This window comes from Lysobacter gummosus (genome assembly GCF_001442805.1).
In the GTDB taxonomy this organism is placed as follows: domain Bacteria; phylum Pseudomonadota; class Gammaproteobacteria; order Xanthomonadales; family Xanthomonadaceae; genus Lysobacter; species Lysobacter gummosus.
In genome coordinates this window covers 5684554-5698580 of the sequence record NZ_CP011131.1, presented here as the reverse complement: position 1 = coordinate 5698580, position 14027 = coordinate 5684554, and the positions used below count along the sequence as shown (strand labels likewise).

General features: G+C 68.8%; 6 protein-coding genes. 2 read left to right on the top strand and 4 right to left on the bottom strand.

What is annotated here, in order from left to right; all coding sequences use genetic code 11:
• The first annotated feature begins 36 nt into the window (after positions 1-36).
• Both LG3211_RS23075 and LG3211_RS23070 read left to right on the top strand, forming a co-directional pair.
• Positions 37-2088: a serine hydrolase domain-containing protein gene (locus LG3211_RS23075; RefSeq protein ID WP_148649114.1), complete on the top strand. Its 2052-nt coding sequence runs from the start codon at positions 37-39 to the stop codon at positions 2086-2088.
• A 100-nt stretch (positions 2089-2188) separates the two neighbouring features.
• Entirely contained in the window at positions 2189-8227 is a 6039-nt protein-coding gene (locus LG3211_RS23070; RefSeq protein ID WP_057944895.1) for an alpha-2-macroglobulin family protein, read from the top strand.
• 89 nt (positions 8228-8316) lie between these two features.
• Here the strand turns inward: LG3211_RS23070 and LG3211_RS23065 are convergent, their stop codons facing one another.
• The 4 genes from LG3211_RS23065 to LG3211_RS23050 form a co-directional block, all read right to left on the bottom strand.
• A complete protein-coding gene (locus tag LG3211_RS23065; RefSeq protein ID WP_057944894.1) occupies positions 8317-10182 on the bottom strand; it encodes a DUF885 domain-containing protein in 1866 nt (621 codons plus the stop codon).
• Positions 10183-10285: 103 nt separating this feature from the next.
• Positions 10286-10714: a cytochrome c oxidase assembly factor Coa1 family protein gene (locus LG3211_RS23060; protein ID WP_057944893.1), complete on the bottom strand. Its 429-nt coding sequence runs from the start codon at positions 10712-10714 to the stop codon at positions 10286-10288.
• A gap of 40 nt (positions 10715-10754) precedes the next feature.
• A complete protein-coding gene (locus LG3211_RS23055) occupies positions 10755-13019 on the bottom strand; it encodes a S9 family peptidase (protein WP_057945689.1) in 2265 nt (754 codons plus the stop codon).
• 94 nt (positions 13020-13113) lie between these two features.
• Entirely contained in the window at positions 13114-13824 is a 711-nt protein-coding gene (locus LG3211_RS23050) for a glutathione binding-like protein (protein ID WP_057944892.1), read from the bottom strand.
• Positions 13825-14027 lie beyond the last annotated feature (203 nt).

Here is a 14027-nt window from a genome sequence, read left to right as displayed (position 1 = left end):
GCTGCGCCCTACATCGCGCCGCTGGCCGGCGGCGTGGTGAAACGGGCCTCGCCGATCACCGACGGCGCCGGCGAAACCGCGCCGAAAGATCCGCTGGCCGCGCCCGCACCCGAGGCCGCGCCGATCGAACTGCGGCCGCTGCCGGCGCCGCCGCCGGTCGCGTCGGCGCCCATCGCGCCGCTGCCGATGGAACCGGGCGACACCGGCCTGGGCGAAATCCTGGTGGCCCCGACCGGGCCCGCGCCGACTCCGCCGGTCAGTTCGCCGGACGCGGAGGCCTACATCGACGGCCTGGTGCCCACGGCGCTGGCGCGCGGCGGCCTGACCGGCGCGGTGGTGGTGTTGGTCAAGGACGGACAGGTGCTGCTGGCGAAGGGCTACGGCTACGCCGACCGCGAACAGGGCAAGCCGATGAACGCCGCGCGCACCCTGGTGCGGCCGGGCTCGATCTCCAAGCTGTTCACCTGGACCGCGGTGATGCAATTGGTCGAACGCGGCAAGCTCGACCTCGATGCCGACATCAACACCTATCTGGATTTCCGCATCCGCGACGAGTACGGCCAGGCGATCACGCTGCGCCATCTGATGACGCACAGCGCCGGTTTCGAGGAATCGAGCAAGCACCTGTTCGCCGCGCAACCCTCGCAGCTGATGGCGCTGGGCGACTACGTGAAGGCGGTGCAGCCGCAGCGCATCTATCCGCCCGGACAAGTGCCGGGTTACTCCAACTACGGCGTGGCGCTGGCCGGCTACATCGTCCAGCGCGTCGCCCGCGAGCCGTTCGACGATTACATCGAAGAACACATCTTCGCGCCGCTGGGCATGCGTCATTCCAGCTTCCGCCAACCCTTGCCCAAGGGCCTGGCCGCGGACATGGCGAAAAGCTATGTCGCGCCCGGCGCGCCGCCGATTCCGTTCGAACTGGTCAACGCCGCGCCGGCCGGCAGTCTGTCGACCACCGGCGAGGACATGGCGCGTTTCATGATCGCCCACCTCGATCAGGGGCGTTACCGCAACGACACGATCCTGCAGACCTACACCGCGCAGGCGATGCAGAACACGCTGGTGCGTCCGATCCCCGGACTGGATGCGATGACCTTGGGTTTCTTCCGTCACGACAGCTACGGCCCGATCACCCTCGGCCACGGCGGCGCGACCGAAGCCTTCCAGAGCGATCTGGTGCTGCTGCCCGAACACAAGCTGGGCGTGTTCGTGTCGGCCTCCGGACCGGCGCGCGCCGGGCGTGCCCTGCATCGCGATCTGATCGACGGCTTGCTGCGGCGTTACTACCCCGCGCGCGAACCGCCGCCGCCGACCCTGGTCACCGCGTACCTGCACGGCCGCCAGATCGAAGGGCGCTACGAAAGCAGCCGACAGTCTTCGGGCAATTTCCTCGCCATCGGGCGCTTGTTCGCCACCTCCGTCATCGAGTTGAACAGCGACGAGACCGTATCGGTGTCGTCGCTGCGCAAGCCCGACGGGCGGGTCAAGCGCTGGCGCGAGATCGGCCCGTACCTGTGGCGCGAAGTCGATGGCGACAGCCGCCTCGCCGCCAAGGTGATCGACAACGAAGTGATCGCGGTCAGCAGCGACGACGTGCCCGCGGCGATGTGGCTGCAGCCGGTGCCGGCGTGGCGCTCGCCGGGGTGGATCGTGCCGCTGCTGTACCTGGCAGCGATCGTGCATGTGCTGGCGCTGGCGCTGTGGCCGGTCGCCGCGCTGGTGCGCCATCGCACCCAGCGCCCGCTGCTGCTGGACAGCCGCGAACGCGATCTGCGCCTGCTCACCTTCATCGGCCTGAGCGGCAACGTGCTGCTGGCGCTGTTGTGGGTCTGGATATTGAGCCGCGCGGAAGTATCGGTGCGCTCGCTGGACGGCAGCCTCGACCCGCTGATCCGGATCGCGCAACTGCTGGGCCTGTTGAGCATCGCCACCGCGGTGATTGCCGCGCTCAACCTGCGCGCCGCCTGGAGCATGCCGGTGCGGCGGCTGCGCCGCGCTTGCGCGGTGGCGATCGCCGTGGCCTGCATCGCGGTGGTGTGGCTGGTGTTCGCGCTGAAAACGATGCAGTGGTCGCTGGTGTACTGAGTCTGTCCTTGCGGCGGTGAATCGATGCGGCGCTTGGCAGCGCCGCGTCGGCCGGCGCACTATGCCCGGCAACGGACCGGGGATGGATGGAACCATGCGGATGAAGCCTTTAAGCGCGCGCCTGGGCTGGCTGCGCGCCCTCGTCGTCGCGACGATGTTCTGGCAGGGATGCGCGACTGCGGCGCCGCCGCCGCCGGCAACCGCCGCCGCGCCGACCGTCGGCGCCCGCTTCGACAACAGCGAACTCACGCTCACCTTCGCCGAGCCCATGCGGATATGGGGCAACCGCGTCGAGCCCGGCAGCGTGCGACTGGCCCCGTCGATCGGCGACGCCGCGGCGATGCAATGCCACTGGCAGGGCGATACCTCGATGTTCTGCACCTTCGGCGCCGCCGAGCCCGCGGACGCCACCGAGTACCGCATCCAGATCGCGGACGGACTGCTCACCCAGCAAGGCGCCGTCTTGCCCGCGCAAACGCTCAGCGTGAGCACCGATCGCCCCAGCGTGAACAGCACGATGGTGTGGGAAGACGGGCAGCCGGTGATCAGCCTGTTCGTCCGGCAGAAAATACGCATGAACGACCTGGCCCGCGTATTGCGCCTGGACATCGGCGGCCAGCCCGCGCCGGTGCGGCTCAAGCCGATCGATGACGACGGCGATAGCTATCGATTGGAATTGCCGGCGAAGATCGCGCCGCAAACGCGCCTGGAGCTGTCGATCGTGCCCGGCCTGCGCAGCAGCGCGGGTCCGTTGCCCGGCGTGCAGAACGCGGTCTTGCAGCGTGCGTTGGTCAACGAGCCGTTCCGGGTGATCGGCGCAGCCTGCGCGCAACCGCACAGCGCGCCCGGCCGCACGCCGGTGGACGGCCGTATCGACTTGCAATGCATGCCCGACGAAGCCGTGCAGCTGGTGTTCTCGCAGCCGCTCAGCGAAGCCTCGCGCCAGGCCTGGATCGCGTCCTGGCCGAAGGGCGTGACGCTGTACACGCGGCGCTCGTGGAATGAAGGCTACGGATCCAGGATCGCGCGCGAAGCCGGCGAAGCGATCTCCTTCGGCCGCGACGCCGCGCGCAGCCGGTTCGATATGCGCCTGGAGGGGCTGCGTTCGCAGCGCGGCGATCCGATCCAGCCGCTGACCCTGAGCGTGAACACGCTGGACTATCGGTCGATGCTGCGTGGGCCGCATGCACGCGCGCTGATCGCCGACGGACGCAAGCCGCCGCTCCTGCTGCAGACCGTCAACGCGCAGGCGGGCTCGTGGCCGTTGCGCGGACTCGACGGCAAGTGGCTGCAGGGCCTGCAGGCCGGCCCGGCCCGGCGCCATGCCGAACCCGAGCGGCTGCCGTCGCCGAGCGCCGAGGCGGTGCTGGCGCGCGGCGGTTGGGTCGGGTGGTACGCCAATGACGCCGTCGCGAACGGTGCGCATCCCAACGCCCTGGTCGAAGCCAGCGCGCCGGCTTTCGATCTGTTCGCGACGGCGACCGCGGGCGAGGTGCTGGTGTGGGCGCAGGCTTGGGACGATGGCGGCGCGATCGCCGGGGCCGAAGTCGAACTGCTGTTGCAGGTCAACGGCGGCGTGCCGGCGCGGATCGCGCGCGGCCGCACCGATGGCAACGGCTTGGCGCGGCTGGAACTGCCGGCGGCTTTGCGCGAGAGCGCAAAAGCCAGCGATCAGCGCCTGATTCTGCGCGCCACCCAGGGCCAGGGCGCGGCCGTGCGTCGCGCCGTGCTGCCGGCCGAGCGATGGTTCTCGCTGCAGGCTCTGCAGCGCAATGACGCGACGCAGATCTGGGGCGTGGCGGATAAACCGCTGTACCGTGCCGGCGAAACCGTGCGCTACAGACTCTGGCTGCGGCAAATCGTCGGCGAGCGGCTGCTGCGTCCGGCCGCCAGCGAAAACATCGAACTGAGCCTGAGCCGCGAGGATGAGGAAGAAGCCATCCTGACCTGGTCGGAACGTTTCGATGCGGGCGGTTCGCTGAGCGCCGAGCGCGGTCTGCCTTCGCAACTCACCGACGGCCGTTATTGCATCCACGACGATGCAGTTTACAGCGCGCAGGGCGTGTGCTTCTTCGTCGGCAGCTACCGCGCCCAGGACCTGTGGGCGCAGGCCAGGACCGAGGATCGGGTCTTGCACGACGGCGATCGCTTTGCCTTCGATCTCCAGGCCGGTTACTACTCCGGCGGCGCGGCGGTGGACATCGGCGTGGAGCGGGTGACCGCGATACTGTCGCCGCTGCGGTTGCAAGAGGCGTATCCGCGATTCGCCGATTACAGCTTCATCGACGTGGGCGGGCACGGCTCGCATGCGCTGATCGGCGCGAAGGAGCTCAGGCTGCGCACCGATGCGCAGGGCCGCGCGCACGGCGAGCTGAAGACGCGGTTCGACGACCGGCCCAGCGACGGAAAATCCTCGCTGCCGGCGTTCGGCCGCATCCAGGTGGTCGGCGAAGTGCGGCTGGCCGATCGCGAAGGTACCGCCTCCAATGCCGCGCCAGCGCGTTACAGCCGCTATCGGCGTTTTGTCGGCCTGCGCAGCGATCCGTCCTGGTTCTCGGCGCGTTCGCCGGTCCGCCTGGAGGCGGTGGTGATCGACGACAACGGCATCGCCGTCCCGGATGCGCCGGTCGAGATCGAAGTGCGCTGGTTGCGCGGTTACGACCAACGCGAGGACGACGCGAAAGCGCCGGTGTTGCACCGCTGCAGCCTGCGCGCGCAGCAGCCGGCGGCCTGCGATTTCCCGCGCGAGAAAACCGGGCGCTACCGGATCACCGCGCGCAGCGGCGAGGCCGCGCCGGCCGAGCTGTCGCGCTACGTGTGGGTCGGCAGCGACTACGGCGACGACAACGCCAAGGCCGGCGAGCCGGCGCTGGAGTTGATCCGCGCCGCCAGCGCGCAGGATCGCAGCGTCGAGGTGCTGCTGCGCCAGCCCTATGCCAAGGCGCAGGTGCTGTTCGTGTTCGAGGACGGCCGCCATCTGATGGGCGAGCGGGTCGAGACGGTCGAGGGCCAGGAACAGCGTTATCGCATCGTCGTGCCGCAGACGCGCTCGCACAGCTACAGCTTGCTCGCGTACGTGCGCGAGGCGGTGCCGTCGAAAATCGATGAACACGGATTGCGCACGCCGCCGCGGCGCGGCAGCGCCGACTTGAGTCTGGTGGCGCCGCCGCTGCCGGCGCCGGCGCCGTTGTCGCTGTCGTTCGCCAGCGCCGCCGCGCGGCCGGGCGAGCGGGTGCGGCTACGCGTGCGCAACGACAGCGCGCAGCCGCGCGAGGTCGCCATCAGCGTGATGGACGATGCGCTGCGTAGCCTGGCCGGCGAGAATTGGGAAGAGTTCGACCCGGCCAACGCCAACTGGCTCGGCGGGCTCAAGAGTCACTACACTTCGTTGAGCAGCCAGTCGTTCACGCGATTCGACGGCGGTGCCTGGAAGCTGGCGCTGGCGCGCTCGGACGCGAAGACAAGCAAGCCGTCATGGCCGGGGGTGATGTTCGAGCTGGACAAGGCGATGCCGAGCGGCACGCCGTTCGACTTCGCCGCTGACGAGGATTCGCAGGACCCGTCCAAGCAGAAAGCCTCCGCCGAGGCCAACGCGCTTGCCGCCTATATCGCCGACGCCGACGCCGACGCCGATATCGCCGACGCCGCGGCGTCGCCGGCGGATCCCGAAAGCGATCATCTGGATCGATGCCCGTCCTGCAGCGTCGTCGCGATCGGCGACTATCGCCAGGCATCGAAACCGGTGGAATCGCCGAAGCCCAGTCGAGGCCGGGGCGGCGGCTATTCTTATTCGTATGTAGCCCCGGCGGCCGAAGTCGGCAGCGGCACAGGGGCGATAGCTCCGTCGGATCGCGATGGCGACTACGCTTCGACTGTGCTGGATAGCATCCAAGTCACCGGTTCGCGCATTGGACTCAAGCAAGCGCTCCGGGCCGGCAGCGGCAAGGTCGAGGGAGTGCGGCCACGCGAGCAGACGACCGATGCCGCGGCGATGGTGAGCGCGGCCGCGCGCGTGCGCACCCGCTTCGTCGACACCGTGCACTGGCTGCCGCAACTGCGCTTGGCGCCCGGCGAAAGCCGCGAGATCGAACTGACCCTGCCCGACAATCTGACCCGTTGGCGCGCGGTGGCCTGGAGCAACGACGCCGACGACGACTTCACCTTGACCGAAACCACGCTGGACGTCGGACTGCCGCTGGAAGCGCGCCTGCAGACGCCGGTGCGGTTGTATCCGGGCGACCGTTCGCGTCTGGCCGCGAACGCGCGCCACAGCGGCGACAGCGCGGCGCAGGTCGCTACGCAACTGCGCGTGACCGATGCAACGGGCGAAGGCGAGGCGCTGGCGCAGTCGCGGGACACGCTGCAGCTGGCGCCGCAGGGGCAGGGCAGCTTCGCGGTGGAGATCGCGCCACGACAAGTCGGTGCCTTGCTCGCCACCGCCAGCGTCGAGGCCGGCGGCGAACGCGACGCGGTCGCCGCGCCGATCGAAATCGCCACGCCCTTGATCGCCGGGCGTCTCAGCCAGGCCGGTTGGCTGGGCGCGCAGCCGCTGTCGCTGGCGCTGCCCGAGCTTCCGGCCGGCGCGATGCAGCCGCAGTTGCAGGTGAGCCTGTTGCGCGGCAGCGCAGCCTTGGTCGATCGCTGGACCGAGGATCTGCACGCGTATCCGCATCGCTGCTGGGAGCAGATTCTCAGCCGCGGCCTGGTCGCGGCGCTGTCGTTGCAACGCGGCCCCAGCTCGCCGTGGCCGCAGGACGATGCGCGCGCCGCAGTGCGCGAGGCTGTGGAGAACGCGGCCGTGTTCCAGAACGAAGCCGGCGATTTCCGTTACTTCACCCGCGCGCCGGAGCAGTACGAGGCCTATCGGCGCTACGACCTGACGGAAACACCCGAAGTGGCGCTGACCGCGTACAGCCTGCGCGCGCTGCGGCTGTTGAAGCAGCTCGGTTATCCGGTGCAGGGCCATGTGCTCGAAGCGGCGGAGGATTTCGTCGGCGACCAACAGGCACCGGCCGCGCTCGATCCGCAGGCGCAGGTCGCCGGCGATCAGGTCGCGATCAATCAGGCCGCGATCGCGGTCGGCGCCGAGGACGAACCGTCGTCGGACAAGCTCGATCGCCTGTGGTCGCACTGGTCGCGTTTGCAGTTACCAGCGCAGATTGAACTGACTCGCGCGCTGGCGCGTGCCAGGCACGCGTCCGCCGCCGCGGCGCTGGCGCGCGTGGTCGCGCAGACCAGGCGCAATGGCGCAGCGCGGGCGTTCGACGCGGACGTCCGTCTGGATCGCTGGATGAGCTCGGACCTGCGCGAGCAGTGCGCAGTGATCGGTCTGCTGCGCGACTATCCCAGGCTGGGCGACAGCGAACTGCGCCTCAGCCTGATCTCCGGCCTCAGCGATCTGTACGCCGGCGGCAGCGGCGCGATCGATACCCAGGCCGGCGCCTACTGCGTGTGGGCGCTCAACGACGACGTACGCGCCGACGCGCGTCGATCGGCGTCGGCGTCGGTCGCGTTCGGCGAGCAGCGCGCGCTGCTCGAATTGGCGCCGGGCGAGGCGCGCGGCGAGTGGAAAGCCCCGGCGGCCCAGGCCCGCGCCTTGCAGCTGGCGAGGAAGACCCAGGGCGACACGCCGCTGAGCTTCGTGGCCACGCTGGACTATGTCGAGGACGCGAACCACGCCGTGGCCAACGCCGCCGGGCTCGCGGTCGAGCGCCGCTTCGAGGTGTTGCGCGATGGCGAATGGAAGCCGCTGACGGGAGCGAAGCTGCGCGAGAACGACTGGGTGCGCATCACCCTGATCGTGAGCAACGGCGCCGAACGCCATTTCGTCGCCATCACCGACAACGCGCCCGGCGGCCTGTTCCCGACCGACCTGAGTCTGTCCGGCGTCGGCGGGCTGGACCTGAGCAAGGTCTCCGACACCGGCAGTTGGTGGTTCCGTACACGCAAGCTGGACCCGCGCAAACCGCGGTTCTATGCCGAAGAACTGCCGGCCGGCCGCCACGAGGTGCGTTACTTCGCCCGCGCCGGCAACGCCGGCGACTATCTGGCCGCGCCGGCGCAGGTCGAGTTGATGTACGGCGGCGCCACGCAGGCGCGGACGGCGGCGGAGCGGGTGACGGTGCTGCCGCCGGACTGAAGCCGGGCGTCGCTGCCGATCGCAAACGACAAGGCCGCGGCAATCGCCGCGGCCTTGTCGTTGCGCGAACCGGATAACGCGGCGCGCGGTTACTTGTTCTTGCTCTTGGACTTGCTCTTGCCTTTGCCTTTGCCCTTTTCCGCGCCCTTGAGCTTGGGCACGTAATCCTCGCGCACCGCCTTGCCCAGCAGCGCCGGCGGCAGCAGGCCCTGGTCGAGCAGGAAGTTGTTGAAGCTCAGGCGGTCGAAGCGATCGCCCAGCGCCAGCTCGGTGTCCATGCGCAGCTCCAGGATGCGGCTGTAGCCGTAGAAATAGCTGCCGGCCTGACCCGGCGCGTTGAACATGTAGCGGTCCAGTTCCTGCTTGGTCATCGCCTCGGAGAAACCGACCTGCTCGGTCAGCACCTTGCCGGCGCTGGCGCGGTCGGTGAGGCCGAGATTGAGCATCGGATCGAGGATCGCCCGCGCCGCGCGCAACAGGCGGAACTGCAGCGCGATCAGCTGACCGTCCAGTGGCTCGTAGGGAACCATCTCGGCTTCGGCGTACAGCGCCCAGCCTTCGACGTTGACCGAGTTGAAGGCGAACATCGAGCGCGCCAGCGAGATGCCGCGCTCGACCATGGCGGTGAACTGCAGTTCGTGGCCCGGACGGCCCTCGTGCGCCGACAGCGTCCACGCCGCCGATTCGTAGTTGAAGTCGTCGTAGTGCAGGGCCTTGCCGCCGGCGTTGGGCACCGCCACCGGCAGCACGAACTGGCCCTGCTGCCCGGTGTTGCCGACCAGCGGCGCCGGCAGGAAGTGCGGCGCCGGCTGCGCCGCCGATTCGGCGTCGCTGCCCAGGCGCATCACCAGCGGCCGCTGCGGCACGTCGACGATGCGCTCGGCGCGGATGATCGGATCGATCGCGTCGATGACCTTGCGATAGCGCGATTCGAGCTGATCGTTGGCGATGGTGTCGCGCTTGAGCGCGCGGATCACCGCGACGTAGTCGTGCGGATCGGCGACCTTCAGGCCCTTTGCCTGCGCGACCTGCGGCGCCAGCTGGCGCATCGCCGCGCGGGTTTCCATGAACTCGACCTGGGCGCGGCGGATCAGCAGCTGCGGATCGACGTCGATGCCGAACTGCTTGAGCTGATAGGCATACAACTCGGGCGGCAGGCGCGCATCGGTGCGCGCCTTGGGCAGGACCTTGGCGCGGGTCCACTTGCCGTAATCGGTCAGCTGGGTCTGCATCGCCTTGAGCGCCGGCTCGGCGCCCTGGATGTCGTACTTCTTGAACAGCTTGCGGATGCCTTCGACGTAGGTGCCGACGTTCGCCAGCGCCTGCTCCACTTCCAGTTTGGTCGGCTGCAGCAGGGCGCGATCGCTAAGGCGTTCTTCGTAGCGCTCGCGCGCGAGCTGGGTCAGCGGCGTGCTGCCCGGGGCCTGGCCGACATAAGCCTGCAGACGCGCCAGCGCCAGCGCGCGGCGTTCGGGCGGGGTCTGGTCCGAGAGCAGGCCGTTGAGGCCGGAGAACACCGTCTGCGGCGCATCGAACCACGGCAGCATCAGTTTCTCGTTGAGCTCGCTGCCTTCGACGGTGTTGTCGATCGAGCCGATCAGGATCTGCAGATCCTGGCGTACGTCGGCGTCGCGCTCGCTCGCCAGCTTGTCCTGCAGTTCGGTCTTGGCCTTCGCCATCGCCGCGCGGAAGCGCTGACCGACTTCGGGCTTGAGGTCGGTGACCTTGTCGTCGTAGCCGGGAATGCCGAAGAAGGAGAAGCCTTCCGGCGCGAAGTCGGCCTGCGCCTTGATCAGGATGCGGGTGTATTCGTCGCTCTTGGCGACCCAGGCCGGCACCGCCTTGGCGGCGGCGGGCTTGGCGGCGGGAGCGGTTTGCGCGGCCGCGGCGGGCGCGTAGGCGAGCAGGGCGGGCGCTGACAGCGCCAGGGCGACGGCGAGAACGAGCGGCTTCATGTGCGATGACCCGATGGACTGAAGCGGCCAGCATCGGCCCGGCGCGCGCGCCGGCCAAGCCCCGAAGGTCATGCGCAGGCGGGCACACGCCGCCCGCGGCGGCTCAGCGCGCGGCCGGGTCGGCTTCGCGCAGATCGATGAATCGGTTGCTGTGCTCGGGCTTGGCGCGCAGGGTTCTAAACGTCCACACGCCGTCGTGCAGGTCGGCGTCGACATGCACGTCGGCCTTGCCCTTGGGGCCGTGCACGGGGATGACGAAGAAGGCATGGCCCTCGCCTTCCTGTTGCCGGCTGGCGCCGACCATCCACTGCGGTTCCTCGATCGGCCGGCCCAGCGCCGCGGCCAGCTCGGTGCTGGCGCGGGCCTTGTCCATCGCTTCGATGTAGACCGGCGAGCCTTTCAGCGCCGTCATCAGCGAGTACACGGTGATCACGCCCAGGCCGATCATCAGCGCCGTCATCACGCCGGCGGCCAACACCAGCAGCAAAATCCAATGGCGCTGCACCCAGGGCTTGCTGTATTCGCTGTTCATCGCAGTGGCTTCCTTTCGCCGGGATGGGATGGTTCGCGCGTCAGTGCTTCAGGCAGCGCTCGAAGAAATCCTCGGTCAGGCGCAGACGGTGCAGATTGTCGCGGCCGCGCAGGCCGTGCTTGGCGCCCGGGTAGGTCATCAGTTCGAACGGCTGGCCGCGCTGCTGCAGGGCGCTCATCAGCACGGTGGAATTGGTGAACAGCACGTTGTCGTCGGCCATGCCGTGGATCAGCAGAAGCTTCGACTTCAGCCCGTCCAGGTGTTCGAGCACGCGGCCTTCGCGATAACCGTCGGGATTGGTTTTCGGCAGGCCCATGTAGCGTTCGGTGTAGTGGCTGTCGTACAGACCCCAGTCGGTGACCGGCGCGCCGGCGACGCCGCAGGCGTACTGGTCGCTGGCCTTGGCCAGCAGCATCAAGGTCATGTAGCCGCCGTTCGACCAACCGAAGACGCCGATGCGCCTGCCGTCAACCCAAGAATGCGACTTCAACCATTCAACGCCTTTAAGCTGATCTTCAACCTCAACCGTGCCCTGCTTGCGATACAGCGCGCCGCCGAAGGCCGCGCCGCGACGCGGCGTGCCGCGGTTGTCGATGGAGAACACCACGTAGCCGCGCTGGGCCAGATACTGATTGAAGTCCGGTGCCCACGCCCGCTTCACCGTCTGCGAGGCCGGGCCGCCGTAGACGTTCACCACCACCGGGTAGCGCTTGTCCGGGTCGAAGTCGCTGGGCTTGATCAGGCTGTAGTGCAGGGTGGTCTTGCCGTCGGCGGCCTTGATCGTGCCGAACTCGATCGGGCGCTGCGCCTGCAGGTACGGCGCGTAGGGATGCTTGGGATCGGCCAGATCGTTTTCGACCAGCGCGGCGATGCGGCTGCCGTCGTTGCGGAACAACTCCAACTGCGGCGGCGTCTGCGGATTCGACCAAGCATCGACGTAGACGCTGGCGTTCTTGGCGAAGCTGGCCGCGTGCATGCCGTCGGTCTTGGACAGGCGTTCGATCGCGCCGCCGGCGAGCGGCACGCGATACACCTGCGCGTCGGTCGGGGTGTCCTTGCCGGCGGCGAAATACACCTGACCGGCGTCTTCATCGACCGCGAGCACGCTGTCCACCGGCCATTCGCCCGAGGTCAGCGGCGTGGCTTTGCGGCCGTCGGCCGACAGCAGGTACAGATGCTCGAAACCGCTGCGCTCGCTGCTCCACAGGATGCGGCCGTCCTTGAGGAAGTGCAGGTCGTTGTGCAGCGGGACCCAGGTCTGGGAGCGCTCGGTGGCGAGCACGCGTTGCTTGTCGCCGTCCAGATCGGCTTCGATCAGTTCCAGCACGTGTTGGTCGCGCGATTGGCGCTGGAACGTCAGATGCTTCGGGTCGCGCCAATCGACGCGGGCGAGGTAGATGTCCTGTTCCTTGCCCAGGTCGATGTCCTTGACCAAATAAAGCTGGGCGCGTTGCAAGCGACCGTTCAATTCGACGTCGCCCTCGACGTTCAAACTGACTACATGCAGCGACACGCGCACGTTCGGATCGCCAGCTGCCGGATAGCGCTGCTGGACCACGTCGGTGCGATCGGGATAGACCTCGTAGCGCTTTTGCACCGGCACCGGCGTTTCGTCGATGCGGGCGAAGGCGATCGCCGAATCGTCCGGCGCCCACCAGTAGCCGGTGTGGCGGTCCATCTCCTCGTCGGCGACGAATTCGGCCACGCCATTGCCGATGGTGTCGCTGCCGTCGCGGGTCAACTGCGTGGCCTTGCCGTCGGCCAGGTCGATCACCCACAGATTGCGGTCGCGCACGAAGCTGACGAAGCCGCCTTCGGGCGAGAGCTTGGGATCGGTGGCGAAGCCTTCGCCGTGAGTGAGCTTGCGCACCGCGGCCTTGCCGGTTTTCTGCAGGTCGTACAGGTACAGCTCGCCGCCGAGCGGGAACAGCAGGCGTTTGCCGTCGGGCGACCACTGGTAATCGACGATGCCCGACAGCGCGGCGATGCGTTGGCGCTCGCGCCGCGCCTTCTCCGCGTCGCTGAGCACTTCCGCGCCCGGCAGCACGTCGTCGGAATCGACCAGCAGCGTGGTCTTGCCGCTGGCGATGTCGTAGGCCCACAGGTCCAGGCGATTGCGGTCGCGCTGCTTGCCGCGCAGGAAGCCGACCCGGCTGCCGTCCGGCGCGATCTTGGGCTTGACCAGGCTCGGCCCCGACAGCGGCGCGTCGCCGGTCAGAGCGTCCAGGGTCAGCTTGCCGGCGGCCGGCGCGGCCGCTGTGGCGGAGGAGGAAGCGGCGAGGGCGGAAGTGGCGGTCAGCGTCATGGCGAGCAGGCAAACGGCGAGACGGCGGGAATGATTCATGCGGGCGATGGGTCCGTTGCTGCCGCCGGAACGCGGTCCGGCGGCGGGTGCTGGATCAGGGTCGAGGCGCCGGCGTACCGAACAGATTGCGGCGCATCTCGTCGGTCATGGTCTTGTCGGCGCGGTATACCTTGCCTATTTCGTAGCTGCGCTGGAAGGCCGGGCGCGCGCTCAGCGCATCGTGCCAGCGCTGCACGTTCGGATGGGCGGCCAGATCGACGTGGTGCCATTCGTGTTCGCGGGTCCAGGGGTAGCAGGCGAAATCGGCGATGCTGAGTGTATCGGCCGCGATGAAGTCGCGCCCGGCCAGGCGCCGGTCGAGCACGCCGTACAGGCGCTCGGTCTCGCGCTGATAGCGGTCGATCGCGTAGGGCACCTTTTCCGGGGCGTAGCGGTTGAAGTGGTGGTTCTGGCCCAGCATCGGGCCGTAGCCGCCGACCTGCCAGAACAGCCATTCGTCGACCGCGACCCGGCCGCGCAGGTCGGCCGGCACAAACAGGCCGGTCTTTTCCGCCAGATACTGCAAGATCGCGCCGGACTCGAACACGCTGACGGGCGCGCCGCCGTCCGCCGGCGCATGGTCCACGATCGCCGGCATGCGGTTGTTGGGCGAGATCGCGAGGAAATCGGGCTTGAACTGATCGCCCGCGCCGATATCCACCGGCTTGATCGAATACGCCAGCGCGGCGCCGGCCTGGACGGCTTCTTCCAGGAACAAAGTGATCTTGTGGCCGTTCGGCGTGGGCCAATAGTGCAGGTCGATCATGGGCTGAGGACTCGGCAGGGGAAAGCCGGCAGTGTAAGCACGGCCCCGCGCGCGCCTGGGCCGTACCGATGGAATGGCGTGTGCCGCAGGAAGCCGCGCGCGCTGGCGAAGCGGGCTCGCGGCGGGGCGGACTGGCGGCGAAAGCGGCGACCGCGCGCGCATTAACTGAATCCGCGCCGCGCCCCGACATGGCGATGTCGCCC